Genomic DNA, 19,019 nt, shown 5'->3' with positions numbered 1-19,019 from the left:
CAGTGATCAAAGATGAATAAAAAAAGTCACGAGGAGGCAGGAATATGCAACCAAACATAGCCATTATTAATGGACATCCCTTTGCCAAGAGCTATTGCACAGCGTTATCGGAGGCCTACAAGAAAGGTGCAATCGCTAGCGGCTCGGAGGTACGCAGCATTCATATAGGCTCTTTGTCTTTTGAACCGAATTTGAAATACGGCTACCATCAACGGCTGGAGTTAGAAGAGGATTTGCTTACGGCTCAAGAGACGATTCGTTGGGCGGATCATCTGGTGTTCGTATATCCGATATGGTGGGGAACGGTCCCAGCGATCCTAAAGGGGTTCATCGATCGTGTATTTCTACCAGGCTTCGCCTATCGGAATCGCCCCAATTCCATGTTCTGGGACAAATTATTGAGTGGGAAGTCTGCTCGTCTCATAGTAACCATGGACACACCTTCCTGGTACTATCGTTGGGTGTACAAACAAGCAGGGCATCATGTCATGAAGCGTGGGACCTTGCAATTCAGTGGAGTCAATCCCGTCAAGATTACAGAAATAACTCCCGTTAAGTCTTCAACGGATAAACAGCGTGAAAAATGGCTGGCAGATGTTGAAAAGTTAGGTTTGAAGCGTTCATAGAAATGGAAAAAGACTGAAAAAATGCAGCTTGGCAGCTGTGTTTTTCAGTAGAAAGTATAAGTTTTATTACACTTCGCGTCATCAGTCTTGACAAACGCGCTCGTCCCAGAAGGACGACGGAGTCGTTTATCCTTGGTCGTTTCTGCCTTTATGTTCACGAATCAACCGTATTAAATTTTAAATTCCCGCTATTTCTAATATTCACCTCTACATTTAATGTGATTTTGAGGCGTGGATACCACGACTCTCTCCATTTCTTTAGTTGATCACGAGAAAGATCATTACGGAAATATTGTCCGTAACCAAATAAATCCGATTGATTTTCTTGCAGTTTGGCAAGCATCGCTGTAGCTCGCTTTATCAACAAGTTTTTGAGTTCTTCATTAATCAGTTCTTTACTGGAATTACCCTTCGTCTCCAAAAGCATGCCAATGACCTTCATATCCGTTTCCACTTGCGGTGTATCGCCGTCCCAATGATGATGATGTGTAAAATCCACGTCGATAAGAAGCACACTGGCATGCGCCATTACTTCTACATTAGCCCCCTGATAATCACCTTTCATAATGTTGTATATTAGCGTATCATCCGATGAAATCGTTCCTACCATAACTCCCCGACGCATGATGGCGGAACCATCTAACTTAAACATCGTACGCTCTCCAGGTTTAATGATAGGAAGAGCATAGTCTTCCGTATGTGAATAAACCCCTCGAAACGCTTCCCATAAGTACACAATAGAAGTATTGGGGGTCCAGCCAGCCAGCTTGTTGAAAAAATCATAGCTCGCTGTGCCCCCATCTGCTCCGCCTTGCTCTTTTTTGTTTAACATTTCGATTAAATCACCTCTATACACAGCAACCAGCGCTTTAGGTGCAATATCATGAGACCTAATAGCATATTCAAGCACTTCTTTTATACCAAGCTTAGCGGTTCTTTCATCAATCATCAGAAGTTTGAGATGCAGTAAATCAATACTGCTTTCTACATTTCCACGCATCCGATCCAAGGCTTCACTGATCGTTGAGGCTTCACCAGTTATGATTCGTGGCGTCATATTAGTTGAATCAACTTGAGGCACTCGAAGTCCCACTCTATACGTTTTTGCATCTGTTTGACTTATAGCCATCGCTACAGGCAGTATCCTTTTATTAATATCCTTATTGTCCCAACAGCCCGATAACAGGGATATAGCTAGGAGTGCTAAGACTGAACGAAATATGTATGTCATCCTTGGTTAACTCGCCTCCTTTGCAGCGCGCCAATAATCCCAATTAAGACTGGAAAGACCAAGATACTATAAGCTCGGAGCCCAGTATCCAGCCAGATTAGGTGTTCTGTTTCATACCAATCTGGAATCAGAAAACTAAGAAAGTAGGCAATTAGTGTAATAATTACACTCAGCCACTTATTGGATAAGGGAACAACGGTGCTCCGTAACATCTCAGCTATGATCCAAATTAAAACCGCACTATAAACAATTAGAAAAGCAATCGTAGAAGTTGTGTAAAAAAGCGTCATTCTCTCGAATATGGACCAGCTCATATCAATCGTATCCATTCCTGTGTGAAGAGGGAATTGGAATTGAATGACAGTCTCTTGTCCGAAAATGAGAAGGGGGATATAAACGGATGCCAAATATAAAGGAAACAAGCCAGCAATCAAAAGGATGAATACCTTGCGGCTGCGCGCGACATTTCGAAAAAAAGGGTGAATCATACCCAAAAATAAAAAACCGGAAAAAGCAAAAAAACTGGAATAATAAGCAGGATGCTTCAAAAAATCAAAGTTAGTGTTCCATATTGGCGATGCATTACGTATATCGAAATTTGTCACGGAGCTGCTGATTGCTATAAAAATCCAAGGTATGAACAAAAGCGAGATAATGACACTTGTTCTGAGCACAGTCTTGATACCACACCAGGCTGCAAACAAGCTCAAGAAGATGAAACAGAGTAAAGCCCCTATCGGCGTTTTTGGTAAAAATACGATGGTCATCATTTCTGAATAGATCCTAGATATTAATACCAGAGTTGCAAGGAAATATACCATGATTGGAATTAAAAGGATTCTTGATAGCCATGGGCCCAATACTTGTTTGCAAATCTGAACGATCGTCATGTTAGGAAAAGTTGAAAGTCCCCTTAGATATATCCACGTCATAGCTACTTCAAATAGGCAGCTTAATAGTATAGCTTCCCAATGACCGTTGCTTGTCGATTCAAATATTTTCTCAGGATATACAAAGAATATCAGCGCGAAATGTACAGTGATGAATGTTAGATAGACGGATATTTTATTAACCATCCTGGGGACCTTCCTTTACATTTACATTGACGTAGGCGACTTCAAATGTCGTGATAGAGGCCATATAGATGGATAGCCAAATGATTCCGCCAATCGTACCGAGAACACCAAAAATGGCGCTAAATACGATCAAAACATATTTTGATATTCGAATAAACAAGGCATTTTGTACCCCGTTCAATGTAAAATTCGCCAAAGCGGAAGCTGCCAAAACAATAATGAATAGATTACTTACCAATTTTGCGCTTACAACGGCTTGCCCGAGAATAATTCCACCTACTGTTGTTATCGAGGGACCTATACTTTTGGGAAGGCGAATACTCGCTTCAATGAGCATTTCTAGAACAATTAGCATAAAAATGACTTCCAAAAAGGCCGGATAAGGTACCCCTTCACGGCTCTGAGCAACCGACAAGGCTAGCTGGATTCTCAATACCTCTGGATTCACAGAGACCAAAGATACATATAGAGCAGGTAAGACTAAAGCGATAAACATGCCGATAAACCGAAGCATACGAATGGTAATCATTGTAATCTTGGGGAAGTTACGATCGGAGTTCAAGCACCAGAGATCTGTAATAATAACTGGCATAACAAAAGCGTACGGAAGTCCTTCGATAAACAGGATAACACGGCCATTTTTCAAATGGTCTGCGGCTTCCGCCGGCCGCTCGGAAGTTAGACAAGGGGAAATAAGGCTGAAATTTCCTGCTCCTAAAACTTTAATGATTTCTTGCAAATGTTTAAATTCCCTTGCTTTATTTGCCTCTAGCTTCTTCATTAAGGATGAAAGCAGCTTACGATTAACAGAGTCGGATAAATAAGCTAAGGTGGTTCTTTTTGGTTGTTTTGTCCCCATCATCATGGTATTCATGGTTAGTGTAGGGGATCTTAGCTCATCGCGGATCAGCGCCATATTGATGTCCAAATCCTCATTAAATGCCCCAAAGGAAGACTCAATCACATTTTCATTTTGTGGAACATTTATCGTTCTCTTAATCGTTGACGGAACGGGCTCGATAACAAAATTTTTTATAGGGTTATCGAGTAAATAAATAACTAAATTACCCTCCAGTAAGTTGTTCATCTGCATGTCGTAAGAAGCGTTTAATTGGCCATTCAATAGGCTTATTTGCTGAAGCCAATCACTGATTGGACTGGACTCCATCCAAGATAATAATTGATTCGTTTGTGCTAGGTTAACAAAGGGGCGAAAATAACAAAATACAACTTCCTGACCCAAAAGTTGCTTTCGTTCCATCACAAAATCACTATTTGATTCAAATTGAAGCTTAAGTCTGTGCATATCATTTGTTTCTGTTTGATTCATGTTATATCACCTGAGAGTAGGTTTCCTTGGATGGAGGAAGTTTATTCCTTGGTAATTTGATTGGGAAGAAGGAGCTGCCGGGGAAGCAACGATTTACATTGACGTTTTCCAAATTATGGATTATACTCGGATGGGTTAGTACCAGGTACTAATTTTGGAGGAAATTACTAGGTGACCAATTTGCCCAAGGCATTGTCGTTGAAGAGCTTTGAAAATCCAAAATGAAAGAAGATGCAAATTTGGAAATTAACTCTCGCCGTAAGAAGCTTTTGGCTGTTTATGCTGTCATTATTATCATTTTTTGCTTTCTTGCCGTTCCAGTTGATTATTACCTATTATCGAATAGCTCGTTTCCTTTTCCTGAAAAACAAGGTTATCAATCGATCTGGGTATCCAGGTTGGATGTTTCCTTTCAAACATCAAAGGGTGTGTATTCGAGTATAAGTTATAATGTGAAAATAAATGCGGTAAAGGCGTGGCTTCAGATTTTTGGCATAACCGTTTTGTTTAGTGTTGTCTATGTGATTCTTGGTTCTGACAAAAAGGATGATTCAAATAAATTGGAGAATTAGAGAGGCAAGTTGTACTGCGTACAACAATTTCCTTCATTTCTGCTTGGAAAGCTCAGAATGTTGTACAAAGTACAACTTTGCACGGATGTGTATATGAATGTCTCAGCATTACCTCTCTTGGGTGTAGCTTGCTTTGTACAAATCCATCCAAACTAGTTCCCCTCGTGCTGAAGTGGTCAAATCATTTCGTTTCCTTCAAGTTAATCGAATAAGCATAAATAAAAGCCCTTTCGAAAATCTCGAGGGCTTTTATTTATGCCAAAATGGATCGTGTATTCCGAAGGATGTTTCTCATAAAATCGGAATCAACTGGAACGCTTGCGATGATTTTTATTTTACGCTTTTTTACGTCTAAACTTTTCAACTGATGCGTGAGGACGGCACCAGTGAAAGGAAGTCCCTCTGGAAGTGGCACTTCAAAAGCGTAATCCTTTGTTTGGTTGGTTATTGGACAAACGAATGCAAAGCCAGTTAGCTGATTAAAATCTACTTCAGATAATACAATTGCGGGACGACGACCAGCTTGTTCTCGCCCAGCTTGTGGGTCAAAATCCATCCAAATTAGATCCCCGCGTGCTGGGATTATCAAATCAATTCGTCTCCTTCAACACCAAAATCTATTTCTTCATGACGTGGTGAATTCGGCTTAATTTTGGATAGAAGCGTAGTTAGATGATTGCGCAGTTCCTCGTTTGTTTCTTGTGGCTTAACTACGGGTCGAAGAAGGATCTCGTTATCAGCAGTCACCATAATTTGCAATTCTGCGCCTTCCTCAAGGTTAAGAAGCTTCAAGAATTGATTAGGAATACGGACTGCGCTGCTGTTACCCCATTTACTAAGCGTGGCAGTTGTCATTAGAATCCATTCCTTTCCATTATTGTTCTCCAATTATATCGCACTCCTTGCAATGTGTATATACATATGATATACATTAAGCGTTTATTTGATACTATCAATAGCACCATGCCTAGTGGTGCTAGTAGCCAAATGTTTAAAAAACCACGATGTAATAAGAGAATGGAAGTAAATCAATGAATCGTATGATTGTAAGCGTATTATTGAGTGAATGAAGTGGTTGGAGTTATCTTTTTAAGTTTTTTCAATCCTTTACTATGCTGCAAGAAGAGAGTAGTATTCAACTCGTACGTTACAGTTGAATATTTCGCTTAATTTTCTGATTAGAAAAGCGGGGGAACCACAAGTTTCATGGGGTGAGTAAAGGTGTTTAAGTATGACATCATTTAGGGCGATTCTCGCGGCCCGAACCCGACAGCTAACCTCGTAAGCGACCGTGGGAAGGAGAACATGTGTATAAACACAAGGTCTATCCTTGTGTTTTTTTGCGTCCTAAAACGCAAGTTTATGTCAGATAATAGGTTTAATTGGGGGAACTAACACGAATGACAAGCGATTCATTGAAAAAAATTATGTTTGGCAAGCCGCTTAAATCCAGCGAAATGGAATCCGAAAAAATGCAGGTTTGGAAAGCACTACCGATCCTATCCTCGGATGCCTTATCGTCAGTTGCCTACGGGACTGAGCAGATTCTTTTAGAACTCGCGACTGTTGGTATTGCCGCTTTTGCGTTCTCTTTGCCCATTGCGATATCCATTATTGCTCTGATAATGCTGCTAGTTTTGAGCTATAGACAAGTGATAGAGGCCTACCCGCAAGGTGGCGGAGCGTATATGGTTTCCAAAGAAAACCTAGGTATGGTTTGGGGCAGGCTGACTGGGGTTTCGCTGCTTATTGACTATACACTTACCGTTGCCGTTTCGATCTCAGCCGGTGTGCAGGCGATTACGTCAGCTTTTCCATCAGCGGTGCCGTACATTGTACCGATTACTTTAGTTCTTGTGTGGATCATGGTTTGGCTTAATTTACGAGGAACTTCGGAATCAGGTACGATTTTCGCTATTCCAACGTACTTTTTTATTCTATGTATTTTAGTGCTAGTGGGCAAAGGCATATACGATATGCTGACGGGATCCATTAATACGCATCCCATAGCGTTTGCTCCGAGCTCAATGACGAGCTCATTAACGTTATTCGTTCTTTTAAAAGCATTTTCCTCCGGTTGTTCAGCCGTGACGGGAATCGAGGCCATCTCCGATGCCGTTCCGCATTTTCGCTCACCATCCGTGAAAAACGCGAAGCGCACGTTAGTATCCTTAGGGACACTTTTGGCTATCGTGTTTGGCGGCGTAACGGTGTTAGCTCTGGGTTATGGTATTGTACCTGATCCTAATGGCCATACATCTGTATTATCGATGGTGACAGAGCAGGCTTTTGGTCGTGGGGCGATGTACTACGCAACTCAAATTGGAACCATGCTCATTCTGGTTTTGGCTGCTAATACTAGCTTCAACGGCTTTCCAATCTTAGCATCCATCATGGCACAGGATAAAAACTTCCCGCGTATGTTCTCCTTCCGAGGAGACCGACTTTCATTCCACTATGGTATTATCACACTTGGTGTGCTTGCCAGTATTCTTCTGATTGGTTTCAAAGGTAAGACCGATGCACTCATTCCTCTATATGCGATTGGCGTGTTTTTATCTTTTACACTTGCGCAAGGCGGCTTGGTTCGTAAATGGTTGAGAGAGCGAGTGAAAGGTTGGATCGGAAAGCTGCTCATCAATGGTTTAGGCGGGATCGTTTCTCTTGCTGTTTTACTCATATTTTCCATCACTAAATTTACCGAAGGTGCGTGGATTGTTATTATTATAACCCCGCTGCTGCTTTGGTTAATTACGAAAATTAGTCATCACTACGATGATGTAGCGAAGCAATTGCGTATTGATATAACGATTGAGCGGGTTTGCACGAAGGAGCCTTTGATTATTGTGCCTGTGGCGGGCATTCATCGGGTTGTGGCACAGTCCTTGAACTATGCGAAATCGTTGTCTCCAAACGTGATTGCCTTCTATGTTTCGTTCTCTGATGAAGATGAAGAATTGATGCAGGAGAAGTGGGATAAGTGGGATCCGGGCATTCGATTGGTTATTTTTAAATCACGTTATCGGACTATACTGAAGCCTCTTGCTGAATTTATTGAGAGAATTGACACGCACGTTTCCGAGAAACAAAACATTATGGTCATTCTACCGCAATTTATGCCGAAAAAATGGTGGCACCGACTGCTTCATAACCAGTCTGCTGCACGCATTCGTTCGAAGCTGCAAGCTGATAAAGATATCGTCGTGGCGACAGTACCGTATCATTTGCACGAGTAGAAGTGTACAATAATAGGGAGAAACTGAACTGAGGTGAACCCGTTATGGCTAAGAAAAAATGGTCGTCTACTCCTGCTGTTACCAGCATGCAAGATAAACCTGCAACACTTAAGGATTTACTGCGCCCTGAAATACTTGAGGGACTCAAAGCGCAGGCTGATGCCATGAAAGCAGAGGAACAAGCGAAGAAAGACGCAGAGAGAGCGAAGGCGGAAGCTGCTCGCAAAGCAGAAGAAAAACGGCTTGAGAATGATTTTGGACATCTGCTGAGTAAGAGCAGTCTGGATTGGCGTAAACACAAATGAGGGAGCGCACAGTGTGCCTCCTTTTCTTTCTTTTCGTAATGATAGCGTTGTCATCCTGTGAGATGGGCAATAGGGAGGCAGCTCAAGGGACTGCAGAAGTAAATGGTGCACCGACAGTGACAACAGTATCAACGCCACCAACAACTTCAATACCAACACCAATAGAAACACCAATAACAACAGGAATATCAAAAGAGATACCGATAGAAACACCAAAAGAGACCACGGCGGCACCAGCCCCAACAGCAATGGATAGACCGACGATACCATCGGCGGCTTCAAGCGACCTGAGTTCATCGCCTAGTCCGGATTTTGTGACTTTGGAAAAGACCTTGACCCAGCGTTACGGAAACGCTAAACCTAAGAAATGGGGCGAAAATGTCCCTGGTGTTCGGACACATCTTACTACCAAGGAACAAGTGATTGCGCTGACTTTTGACGCATGTGGGGGAAAGGAGGGCAGTGGGTACGATGAGAAGCTGATCGACTATTTGATCAAGGAGAACATCCCTGCTACCTTATTTATCAATGCGAGATGGATAACGGCCAATAAAGACATATTTGCCAAATTAGCCGCAAACCCGCTGTTTGAGATTGAAAATCATGGGACCGAGCATCGGCCCTTGTCCGTAAACGGCAGGTTGGCCTATGGTATCGCGGGAACCAAGAATGTGAACGATATTATTCATGAAGTGAAAGACAATGCTGACCAGATCGAGAAGCTGACTGGGCGGCGCCCTTTATTTTTTCGTTCCGGCACAGCCTATTATGATGATATTGCTGCAGAAGTTGTTCATGATTTAGGCTTTCAGTTGGCTGGATACAATGTACTCGGCGACGCTGGAGCGACTTTTAACACGGATCAGGTATTCAAAGCGCTGTTAAAAGCCCGAAGCGGTTCTATCGTACTAGCTCATATGAACCACCCGGAGAAGGATACCGCAGAAGGTATTATGAAAGCTATTCCTGAGCTTCAAAAAGCGGGCTACCGCTTCGTTCTATTAACTTCTTATACATTAAACTAAGCGATAGCTGCAGCAGCTATCGTTTTTTCATTTCAAAAAATTCACAAGCCTCTCGATCATAATACGTCAAATCACTAACACGAGTTTGTACGACTACTGTTTTTTCACTGAAACGCAATACAACCGCATTCGAATCCACAATGTGATCATCTTTGAAAACACGGACGACAGCCTGTCTTTCAACAGCATCTTGAAAATCTGTATCCGTTACTAAGCGTTGATTTCTAGCCATCCTCGGCATTCCCCTAACTTGGTTAAAATAGTTCTTCTATTGTACCACAAGGTGCCGCTTAACCCGAATTCACACGAACTCCTCCGCCCAGCCTAGCATACAATGTAGCACCAAATGCTGTATGGGCAGAGAGGATGCGTGATCTAGGGTGGTCATTCAATTATTACCGATTCATTGGGTCTATTTAGTATTTATCGGTTTTATTCTTACCCTTTTAATCAAGCGAAGAGACACAACGATGATTTGTGTGGTTGGTATTTTCGCGCTTGGCTTGCTGGCAACGGAAACGTTGAGCGGCTCCGTTTCTGGTATTTTCAACAGCTTCATTTATGCGACCAAAGAGCTGATGGGGACCATTATGATTATCTCTATTATTGTAGCGATGAGCCGTGTGCTCATTCGAACAGGGATAAATGAAACCATGGTCGCTCCGCTAACCCGCTTTATGCGAACGCCTGCTTTAGCTTTCTGGGGTATCGGTATCATTATGATGGTGACGTCATGGTTTTTCTGGCCGTCTCCCGGTGTCGCGCTCATTGGTGCTGTTCTGTTGCCTGTGGCCGTCCGTGTTGGTCTGCCAGCACTAGGTGCAGCTATGGCGATGAACTTATTCGGACATGGGATTGCGCTTTCGGGGGATTACATTATACAGGGAGCTCCTAAATTAACAGCAGATGCAGCTGGATTACCAGTGACTGCCGTCATGGAGGCAAGCATTCCGCTGGTTATCGTGATGGGGCTTGTCACGACGATCACCGCTTTTTGGATGATGCGGCGCGATATGAAGAACGGAACGTGGCGGAATGGCCTAGTAGCGAGTGGTCCAGGAGATAGTGGCTCACTTATTTCAGCTGTCGGGCAGGCTAAAGTTAATCTAGCGCCGAATCTGAAGAAAACTCTGGCGGTTATGATTCCTTTGCTCTTCGCTTTAGATGTCATTGCGATGTTCGTGCTTAATCTGCAAGGGGGAGATGCGACAGCTCTCGTTGGAGGCACCGCCGTATTCATTCTCATTGCGGTGACACTGTTCGCGCATCGGAATCAAGGACTAGAACAGACGACTTCTTACCTCATCGAAGGTTTTGTATTCGGTTTCAAAGTATTCGGCCCCGTGATCCCGATAGCCGCTTTCTTCTATCTAGGCGACTCCGCCTTCACGGAGCTGTTCGGCAAAATACTTCCACAAGGCTCGCATGGGATCGTGAACGATCTGGGTGTAGCACTTGCGGGGCAAGTGCCGCTGAACGGCGCGGTCGGCGCCGTGACGCTCACCGTCGTAGGCGCCATTACGGGCCTAGACGGCTCGGGCTTCTCCGGCATCTCTCTTGCAGGCTCGATTGCGCAGCTATTCGCAACCGCCATTGGCTCCGGCGCGGCTGTGCTCACAGCGCTCGGGCAAGTGGCCGCCATCTGGGTCGGCGGCGGCACGTTGATTCCATGGGCGCTGATTCCGGCAGCGGCCATCTGCGGCGTGAGTCCGTTCGAGCTGGCGCGACGGAATCTGCTGCCTGTGCTCATCGGCCTCGCGGTGACGACGGTTGTGGCGATGTTTTTGGTGTAGTAAGATGCGGCATCTTGCCCGTCAAACTAGTTGTAACAGTAAAATCTGCCACCCGCACCGACCAACTGACCAACTGACCAACTGACCAACTCACCAACCAAACCACCCAAGCCAACCAACCACCCCGTTCTGTCAACCGCACCCCGCCACCCTCTGGGCTCCTCCATAGGGTGGCGGGTTTTTCTTTCGCCAGCCGAATCCGCGAAATAAGAGTCTCCAAAGACTCTTATTTCCGTATAAACTTACCAAAAAGTAAAAATAGAAGTCCCTAGGACCTCTTATTTGCTCAGATTCTCTCGAATCCCAACAAATTCTGCCTAATAAGAGTCCCTAGAACCTCTTATTTCCACTTGAAGTCCACCAAATGCCTAAATAGCAGCCCCTAGGAGCTCTTATTTACTCAGAGCCACCTCGTTTCCTAATTCAGCGATATCGCAAGACAAGTGCAGGAAGTATCTACAAATTTCCATACAATGAACGGAAAACGTACGGGATCGGATTTGCCTATAGTCCACTTTAAGCAGTAAGCTTACATACAGTAAACTTGAATGGAAGTTGGAACTCAAGACTATAGAAAGTTGGAGATGAGATAGATGGAAGCCAAGTTTTGTATGACCTGCGGAGCCGCTTTGGAGTCGCGCGATGTGGATGGCACAATAAGAAGAGCTTGTACGGAGTGCAGCTTTGTTCATTGGGGTAACTATAGCATCGGTGTAGGCGCACTCGTGATGAAGGATGAGAAGATGCTGCTTGTACGCAGGGCACAGGAGCCAGGGAAAGGCCGATGGACCAACCCGGGTGGTTATATTGAGCAGCATGAGCTGATCCAAGATACGATTGAGCGCGAAGTGTTGGAAGAAAGCGGAGTCAAAGCGGTTGTCACTCGCCTAGTAGCCGTGCGCGATTTGCCTAGAAGCATACATAATCTATACATTGCATTTGAAATGGATTACATCAGCGGCGAGCCTCAGCCAGACGGCGTGGAGGTCGACGCAGCAGGATTTTACAGCTTGGCTGAGATGGAATCGATGAATGTGGCGGATTTTACACGCTGGCTCATTGATGTTGCCCTACATTCCAAAACCACTGGTCTCGTCGAAGATAAAGATCCAATCATCAAAATGGAAGGGTACGGATTGTACCGTGTCCCTAGAATATGAACAAAGCGATCCAGCTTCGCGGACATCACTTACTTTGCCTCTTAGGATACAGAGGGATGGGTTACTCGAAAGAATTTTGCGAAAATATGACGACCGTCTACGAAGAATTGCGTCAAAAGCCCGAAACGATGATCCGCATTGTTCTTGGACCTGATGATCTTTGTGCAGCTTTCCCGAAGGATCAAGAAGCGCATTGTGAAAATAGGACCGTCTATCAGCACGATGCAGAAATCATCACCAAGCTTGGCTTGCAAGTGGAAATGGAGTTGAGCTGGTCGGAGATTTGCGGGCAAGTGGCCGACCTAGTGAAGCCGAGCGACATTGGTCACCTATGTGCCACATGCCGTTGGGAGCCTTATGGTGTTTGTGCGGAAGGTGTGCGATTGATCGGGGAGGGTGGCGACTTGCCGCCCATCATTACCAAATAAGAGGGCTTGCGTGTAGACGCAGCCCTCTCTTTTTCATACAAAAACACTGACATCCGAACCGTTTTCCAGCTTCTCTTCAGGGGACGACAATACATTTGCAACCATAAGCAGATCATCTACAGGTCGAAGGATAGATCTGAGGAGTCTGCTGTCTTTCATCTCTGGCTGCAGCCACATCTCTGCCTGATCCTGGTCGAGTATCGCAGGCATTCTGCGTTGATAAGGAGAAACGAGTGAGTTCGCTTCTGTCATGAGCATCATGCACGTACGAAGCTCCTCTTCACCAGATGGAGCCCGCCAGACATCATACAGCCCCGCGATGCCAAAAGTGCCGCTGCGCATTTTGAACTTAATCCACTCTGTCTCTTTTCCCTCCGTCACGCTAATATAAAATCCACTGCAAGGAATGATACAGCGCTGTTTTCTGACGATACGCTCGAAGACGACATTGGTGAAGATCGAATCGCGGTCCCCGCATACGGCATCTTTTGCCCAGAACGGCATTAGACCCCAACGGAATTCATCAAGGATGCGTTCTCCCTTTTTATTCATCATTACAGCGGAAACAGATTCTGTCGGCCGCACTTCATAACGATTGGAGCTATACGATAGCAGCCGATCAATGCGGAATTGTTTAACAAGCTCGTTGACATCAGCAAGAATAGATATGGAATGACACATTTGTTTACCACCTCATTTGGTTTTGGCTATTATTTGCCTAATTAACCAAATACATGTACGAGGCTTGTCTTTTTATGAAATTAATCCTGCTTCCTCGCTTACACAATCAACAGCTTCAGCATCGTTTCCTTTATATTATGTTCCCGGAAAGGCTTAGAAACGAACTCTTTGGCACCCGCATGGATAGCCTCGATAATCATCGTCTTTTGCTCCAAGGCAGAGCACATCATAATGTTGGCGGCAGGGTCGAATTCTCTAATTTTTCGGATCACATCGATACCGGTCATGTCTGGCATATTCAGGTCCATTGTGGTCAGAATCGGAAAGTTGGCTTGATACGCATGAATGGCCTCGGCACCATTAGCTGCTTCTAGTACATCGTAACCCATCGTAATAATAATTTGACGTAAAATACCTCTAAGGCTTTGGACCGGATCAACAACGAGAATCTTAGGCTTCATGGTGTCTACCTCCCTGTGTATAAATATGATTTCGGAAGAGGCGACTCCTTTTATGAGGGTTTTCGGTTGGTAAGTAATGACATGGTTATTGGAGGCCAAAAAAAGCTAGAAGCTTTAGGGCTCCTAGCTGAAAACATTTATTCGGAAATATGCGAATGAATGCGGTTTTTCCCATTTCTTTTGGCGGTATACAAACATTCATCGACAAGCTGGAACCAGGCTTTTTTCATCGTGTTGCGATTATAGCTAGCGAGTCCGATACTCATCGTTAACGGTTGATCCGGCATCTCAGGAATTTCGGTACCCCGGATAGTTTCCATTAATTTTTCGCAAATATGTAAAACTTCCTCGTGTGATTTGCCTACAAACAGAACGGCGAATTCCTCGCCACCATATCGAAAAGACATATCGTCAGGGCCGAGCTCTTCCTTCAGAATGGAGCCGATCGTTTTGAGAACCATGTCACCGACCCAATGCCCGTAGGTATCATTAATCCTTTTGAAATTATCGATATCGATAAGAGCAAGCTCAAGCGGCGTATCATGGGGCATATGCGAAATTAGATGATCGGTATGCTCTTGAAAAGAGCGATGATTAAACAGCTCGGTGAGCGCATCCACTTTGGAAAGTCGATCAATCATCACATTTCGAATAAGGAGGTCCTGTTCGCGAACGACCGAATCTTTTAACTCAGTAATGAGAAATATCCCTTTGTTCATGATTGCAAAGCAGATAAGTGCCGTTGAGGTGAGGACGGTAATAGACACGATCACATCAGAGGGTGTTAGGGCATGCCCTTGATATACCTGACAAACTAGTAATGAAATTAAATATAGAATGCCTAAACTATAAGCGAAAAAAATATATTTCTTTTGGAAATAGATAGAGGCTAAAATAATAGGGATACTAATTAATTCGTAGCTGTTCATCAGCTCGGGAATACAGATAATAAAGATACAAACCATGGTCATGGTCCATGTAATCATGATAAAATCGCTGTATCGTTTCAGAAAGTGAACAGCCAAATAACCGGCTCCCATTAAGATGAGCTGTAGGCAGGCCGTAATGATTTGAACCTCCATGAACCTGTTAAACCATTGCGGAGGCTGATCATGCATATTAAAGAAGAATCCAAGAATAGCGACTACTTCGTAGATGAATAGGATCCACCATAAAATATGTATAAGCTTTCGATTCCATATATGATCATTAGCCGGAAGTTGTTCCATGTAGAGGAGGCCACTTTCCTTTCGGGTTAGCAATTATTGGAAAAACATTTTGAGCCTTATCAGATTATTGTAAAGAATAACACCCCGTTTAGGCAAGCTGTTTACGAAGGGGAGGGATTGTATTTTTTTGTAAATATAGATCAGGGTTATCAGGAGGGGCTATGGCAGCTCAAGGTTACGTACATGCATGGGAACATTATAAGGATGAGCTTACCTTGTTGGATAAAAAGCTTGAGCTTTTATATAAGCGTCGTCAAAAGCTAACGCCCGACCCGCAAACGGATTCGTTTCGCGGGATGTTCGTGTCCGAAGATGAGTTCATTCGCCTCCTTGGCGGGCAAAGTGGAGATGAGGGGCTTGATGGGGAAGAACTCGAGCTGCTGGCTAGTATTCAGAATTCGGAGGCGTTCATTGCCCTGCGACGTGAAGAAAGCCGTAGGACAGGCGTGTTCTTGCCTCTGTCGTATGTATCTGCTGTGTTTGGGCTTTCTCCAGTAGAAGAGCGGTTCGTTATGCTAGGACTCGCGGTAGAACTGGATCGCAAATATGAACGCATCTTCGGCTTTCTGCAAGATGACCTAACCAGCAAAACGCCTAATATTAGTCTGGCGCTGCAAGTTGCTTGCAGCAGCCCTGAGGACATGCGGGCAGCGAGAACGACCTTCATGGCGCCCGAGGGCAGACTGGCGCGCTATATGCTTCACCGCGAAGCGCAGGAAATTAGCGGCCAGACGTTATTGTCGAGGCCGCTGCTTTTGGATAAGCGAATCATCTCATTCATGCTGGATTCCGGTGAAATGGACCCGAAGCTGAAACCGGCGGTTCGGATGGTTTATCCGGATGACGAGCTGGCGCCTCTGCTTGTCCATGAGGATTTCCAGCAGCGGCTGCAGGGCTTCATCCAAGCCGCGTTCCAGGCTCCGGCGGCTGAGCGCAAAAGGCTCGCCTTCCACCTGTGGGGGAATGCGGGCGCAGGCAAGAAGCTGCAGGTGGCGCATCTCAGCGGCTTCTTCAATAAGCCGCTGCTGCTTGTTGATCTTGCTGATGTGCTTCTGCACGCAGCGAGTTTTGAAGATCAGCTGAGCGCGATTGTTCGCGAAGCGATCCTGCACCAAGCCGTGCTGTGCTTCACACGGCTGGAGGCGCTCTATCCGGAGGAGCCGGATCTTGCGGCGCAGCGGCGACTCGGCTGGTTTCACGAGCTGCTGGACGGCTACGGCGGCATGGTGTTTCTGCTTGCCGGGCGGTTCAACCGGCTAACGTGGAAGCCCAAGGAGCGGCTGCTCCTTGAGCACGAACTGCAAGTGCCGGACGAAGGCGGGCGTGAGCGCCTTTGGACGGCATTCGCGCGCGAGCTCGGTGTGAGCGCGGACGTGGACTGGCGGGTGATGAGCGGCAAATTCCGCTTCACCCCGGGGCAGATTCGCCGCGCGCTGACGCTGGCGCGCGGGTACTCCGCCTGGCAGCGAGAGCCAGCGCGGGAGGGCTCCGGCGACGTGGCTGAGCCGTACGCGCTGAGGGCAGATGCGCTCTACAAGGCGTGCTACCAGCAGGTGCAGCACAAGCTCGAGCGCAAGGCAACGCGCATTGAGCCTCGCTATGGGTGGGGGGATGTCATCCTCCCGCCTGAGCAGAAGGATCAGCTCCGCAATGCGTGCAATCAAGTGAAATATCGTGGCGTTGTCTACGGCGACTGGGGCTTCGAGAAGAAGCTGGCCTACGGCAAGGGGCTTAGCATGCTGTTCGCCGGCCCACCGGGTACGGGGAAGACGATGTCTGCACAGGTTGTCGCCGGTGAGCTTCAGCTGGAGCTCTACAAGGTCGATCTTTCGCAGGTAATCAGCAAATATATTGGTGAAACCGAGAAGAACTTGCACGAGATCTTCGAGGAAGCGCAGCTCAGCAATGCGGTGTTGTTCTTCGACGAAACCGATGCGCTATTCGGAAAGCGTTCGGAAGTCAAAGATTCGCATGATAAATATGCGAACATCGAAACCGCCTACCTGCTTCAGAAGATGGAGGAGTATCAAGGAATCACGGTGCTGGCAACGAATCTATTAAATAATATCGATGAAGCCTTCCTGAGGCGGATCAATTACGTCATTAAATTTCCTTTTCCGGATAGCGAATATCGTGAAAAGATTTGGTATTCCATGTTTCCGCCTGCGGCCCCGCTTAGCGAGGATGTCGACTTCAAATATTTAGCTCAGCGCTATGAGATCGCCGGCGGGAATATCAAGAACGTCGTCCTTTCATCGGCATTCCTAGCTGCTGAGGCTGGCGAACCCATTCGGATGCAGCATATTATCAAGTCAATTCGGCATGAGCTGCAGAAATCGGGCAAAATCCTTGCCCGCCAGGAGTGGGAAGAGTACTAATCATAGAAGGCGGGTTCGCGCTGCTGCGCAAAGCCTGCCTTTTTTTATATAACAAATTGGGAAATGGATGATTAGAATAGCAAGTTGTACAGCGTACAACAATTTCCTTGATTTTCAACAATCGAGTGGAAAACGCGGATTAGCTTGCCTAAAGTTGTAGAATGTACAACAATACTCGGATTAGCAAGCGAATGCTTAAACAAATACATTTTAGTCGTAATTTGCGCCCAAATTTTGCGGGTTTGCCGCCTCTGGCAAGCATCATGGAGCGAACTATAATCATCACTATGCACAAAATGGATTTCATCCTCTGTTTTGCTTTGACGGATTCTTATGACAATATGCGAGCAGACCGGGGACAAAAAAGAAATGACTGCCCTGTATACCGATTATGTTCGGCTTCTCGGTCGGGAACTCGGGATGCGTCCGTCGGAAGAGCTTATACAACTATACGACTTGTTGGTAAGCCGATTTTCCGACAAAAAATAAATAATTACTTCAATTAAAAAATCCGCGAAGGTTTGATGCTGCGCGGTTTTTTGCCTATTTATGGCCGAATCTTTCATTATTCTTTTATTGGGCTGTAATAGACTTACATTAAGAAAGCTATCATTACGTCCGTGAAGCCGATTTTTCACACTCGACGCAAAGTTAGTCAGCTTAGTTAAAGTGAAAGGAATGGATATAACCATGTAAACAAGAAAGCATCATTTGAAGGCGAAATTTCCTTGTATTCCCAATCCAACCATGCAACTTACAGATCTATGAATATTTCAGGATAAATAATATAATCCCTATAGTCATCCTAGTAAATTGCAATTATAATATAAAAAGGTACACATTATGACATAATCCTTACCATCTTCATTACATTACATAGGTATTTTGAGGCAGGAAGTGATTCCTATTGGCGATTATTCTGTAATTGCAGATGTAAGCGCATCTTTAATCAAGCTTCTCAGAGAAAATATGACCCCGGATCCCATTCCTCAACCAGAGATGATTGGGCTTGCTTCGCCTGTCGATAAAGGGGATTTCTACTTATCTCTCTATTTGTACAACGTCCGCGAAAGCGGCGATAATCGTCGTACTCACATGATTGCCAGAGGGACGAATGAAATTCAGTATCCGCCTATGGTTGTAGATCTTAGCTACTTGCTGACGGTACAATCACCTGCAGAGCTGCAGTCCAGAGCGCTGGATGAGCATCGGATACTAGGAAGAGCGATGCAAGTGCTCTACGATCATTCCATACTTCGAGGTTCTATGACCCTCGGAACCCTAGCTGAGCAAGATGAAGAAGTTCGCATTGTCATGGAGCCTCTTAAAGGAGAAAGCATGCTGAATATGTGGAACTTCGCAGATACTCCTTACAGACTCTCTGTTAGCTATACAGTTGGGCCTGTAAATATCGATTCAACCCGCATCAAGACAACCAAAAGAGTTTCGGAAACCGATTTTCGTATACAGGGTTAGGGGGCTTAGGTT

At 45.2% G+C, this 19,019-nt stretch carries 19 protein-coding genes and 1 riboswitch; of the genes, 10 read left to right on the top strand and 9 right to left on the bottom strand.

The window, feature by feature from the left end; all coding sequences use genetic code 11:
• Positions 1–44 precede the first annotated feature (44 nt).
• The gene (locus AC58U0_RS02210; protein ID WP_497377401.1) at positions 45–626 is read left to right on the top strand and encodes an NAD(P)H-dependent oxidoreductase; all 582 of its coding nucleotides are present in this window, start codon (positions 45–47) and stop codon (positions 624–626) included.
• Positions 627–780: 154 nt separating this feature from the next.
• On the opposite strand, the gene AC58U0_RS02205 is transcribed toward AC58U0_RS02210, so the two are convergent.
• Genes AC58U0_RS02205 through AC58U0_RS02195 form a run of 3 tightly spaced genes read right to left on the bottom strand, consistent with a single transcriptional unit; the run spans position 781 to position 4,263 of the window.
• Positions 781–1,857, bottom strand: coding sequence for a Ger(x)C family spore germination protein (locus AC58U0_RS02205; protein WP_497377400.1), 1,077 nt, complete (start codon positions 1,855–1,857; stop codon positions 781–783).
• Positions 1,854–2,933: a GerAB/ArcD/ProY family transporter gene (locus AC58U0_RS02200; RefSeq protein WP_497377399.1), complete on the bottom strand. Its 1,080-nt coding sequence runs from the start codon at positions 2,931–2,933 to the stop codon at positions 1,854–1,856. The genes AC58U0_RS02205 and AC58U0_RS02200 overlap by 4 nt, the downstream gene beginning before the upstream one ends.
• Positions 2,926–4,263, bottom strand: a complete 1,338-nt coding sequence (locus AC58U0_RS02195; protein ID WP_497377398.1) for a spore germination protein — start codon at positions 4,261–4,263, stop codon at positions 2,926–2,928. Before AC58U0_RS02195 ends, AC58U0_RS02200 begins: the two co-directional genes overlap by 8 nt.
• Before the next feature lie 239 nt (positions 4,264–4,502).
• Between AC58U0_RS02195 and AC58U0_RS02190 the strand changes: the two genes are divergently transcribed.
• Entirely contained in the window at positions 4,503–4,835 is a 333-nt protein-coding gene (locus tag AC58U0_RS02190) for a hypothetical protein (RefSeq protein WP_497377397.1), read from the top strand.
• 253 nt (positions 4,836–5,088) lie between these two features.
• Here AC58U0_RS02190 and AC58U0_RS02185 read toward each other — a convergent pair whose 3' ends face one another.
• Together AC58U0_RS02185 and AC58U0_RS02180 are read right to left on the bottom strand one after the other, a co-directional pair.
• Positions 5,089–5,424 carry a type II toxin-antitoxin system PemK/MazF family toxin gene (locus AC58U0_RS02185; protein WP_497377395.1) on the bottom strand — a complete coding sequence of 112 codons (336 nt, stop codon included), beginning with the start codon at positions 5,422–5,424 and terminating at the stop codon, positions 5,089–5,091.
• Entirely contained in the window at positions 5,421–5,690 is a 270-nt protein-coding gene (locus AC58U0_RS02180) for an AbrB/MazE/SpoVT family DNA-binding domain-containing protein (protein WP_497377676.1), read from the bottom strand. The genes AC58U0_RS02185 and AC58U0_RS02180 overlap by 4 nt, the downstream gene beginning before the upstream one ends.
• 298 nt (positions 5,691–5,988) lie before the next feature.
• Positions 5,989–6,138, top strand: a riboswitch (cyclic di-AMP (ydaO/yuaA leader).
• 97 nt (positions 6,139–6,235) lie between these two features.
• Between AC58U0_RS02180 and AC58U0_RS02175 the strand changes: the two genes are divergently transcribed.
• The 3 genes from AC58U0_RS02175 to AC58U0_RS02165 all read left to right on the top strand — a co-directional run bounded on the left by AC58U0_RS02175 (position 6,236) and on the right by AC58U0_RS02165 (position 9,401).
• Positions 6,236–8,071 carry an APC family permease gene (locus AC58U0_RS02175; RefSeq protein WP_497377394.1) on the top strand — a complete coding sequence of 612 codons (1,836 nt, stop codon included), beginning with the start codon at positions 6,236–6,238 and terminating at the stop codon, positions 8,069–8,071.
• A gap of 44 nt (positions 8,072–8,115) precedes the next feature.
• A complete protein-coding gene (locus AC58U0_RS02170; protein WP_497377393.1) occupies positions 8,116–8,376 on the top strand; it encodes a YqkE family protein in 261 nt (86 codons plus the stop codon).
• 116 nt (positions 8,377–8,492) lie between these two features.
• The gene (locus tag AC58U0_RS02165; RefSeq protein ID WP_497377391.1) at positions 8,493–9,401 is read left to right on the top strand and encodes a polysaccharide deacetylase family protein; all 909 of its coding nucleotides are present in this window, start codon (positions 8,493–8,495) and stop codon (positions 9,399–9,401) included.
• Positions 9,402–9,417: 16 nt separating this feature from the next.
• Here AC58U0_RS02165 and AC58U0_RS02160 read toward each other — a convergent pair whose 3' ends face one another.
• Positions 9,418–9,633: a hypothetical protein gene (locus tag AC58U0_RS02160; protein WP_057304084.1), complete on the bottom strand. Its 216-nt coding sequence runs from the start codon at positions 9,631–9,633 to the stop codon at positions 9,418–9,420.
• 148 nt (positions 9,634–9,781) lie between these two features.
• Between AC58U0_RS02160 and AC58U0_RS02155 the strand changes: the two genes are divergently transcribed.
• From AC58U0_RS02155 to AC58U0_RS02145, 3 genes are all read left to right on the top strand, one after another.
• A complete protein-coding gene (locus AC58U0_RS02155; RefSeq protein ID WP_497377389.1) occupies positions 9,782–11,194 on the top strand; it encodes a hypothetical protein in 1,413 nt (470 codons plus the stop codon).
• A gap of 593 nt (positions 11,195–11,787) precedes the next feature.
• Positions 11,788–12,354 (top strand): NUDIX domain-containing protein, encoded by a 567-nt coding sequence (locus tag AC58U0_RS02150; RefSeq protein WP_497377388.1) that lies wholly within the window; start codon positions 11,788–11,790, stop codon positions 12,352–12,354.
• 56 nt (positions 12,355–12,410) lie between these two features.
• Positions 12,411–12,782, top strand: a complete 372-nt coding sequence (locus tag AC58U0_RS02145) for a DUF1284 domain-containing protein (RefSeq protein ID WP_497377386.1) — start codon at positions 12,411–12,413, stop codon at positions 12,780–12,782.
• A gap of 33 nt (positions 12,783–12,815) precedes the next feature.
• Here the strand turns inward: AC58U0_RS02145 and AC58U0_RS02140 are convergent, their stop codons facing one another.
• The 3 genes from AC58U0_RS02140 to AC58U0_RS02130 all read right to left on the bottom strand — a co-directional run bounded on the left by AC58U0_RS02140 (position 12,816) and on the right by AC58U0_RS02130 (position 15,153).
• A complete protein-coding gene (locus AC58U0_RS02140; protein WP_497377385.1) occupies positions 12,816–13,463 on the bottom strand; it encodes an SOS response-associated peptidase in 648 nt (215 codons plus the stop codon).
• A gap of 98 nt (positions 13,464–13,561) precedes the next feature.
• Positions 13,562–13,924, bottom strand: a complete 363-nt coding sequence (locus AC58U0_RS02135) for a response regulator (RefSeq protein WP_261302879.1) — start codon at positions 13,922–13,924, stop codon at positions 13,562–13,564.
• Positions 13,925–14,061: 137 nt separating this feature from the next.
• Positions 14,062–15,153 (bottom strand): GGDEF domain-containing protein, encoded by a 1,092-nt coding sequence (locus AC58U0_RS02130; protein ID WP_497377383.1) that lies wholly within the window; start codon positions 15,151–15,153, stop codon positions 14,062–14,064.
• Positions 15,154–15,314: 161 nt separating this feature from the next.
• Here AC58U0_RS02130 and AC58U0_RS02125 point away from each other — a divergent pair, with 161 nt between their 5' ends.
• A complete protein-coding gene (locus AC58U0_RS02125; protein ID WP_497377382.1) occupies positions 15,315–17,531 on the top strand; it encodes an ATP-binding protein in 2,217 nt (738 codons plus the stop codon).
• Between the two features lie 897 nt (positions 17,532–18,428).
• A complete protein-coding gene (locus AC58U0_RS02120; protein WP_497377380.1) occupies positions 18,429–19,007 on the top strand; it encodes a Pvc16 family protein in 579 nt (192 codons plus the stop codon).
• Positions 19,008–19,019: the final 12 nt, after the last annotated feature.

This window comes from Paenibacillus sp. J31P190, assembly GCF_059692075.1.
Note: the sequence above shows the minus strand (reverse complement) of the source record. Positions and strands in the feature narration are given on the sequence as shown.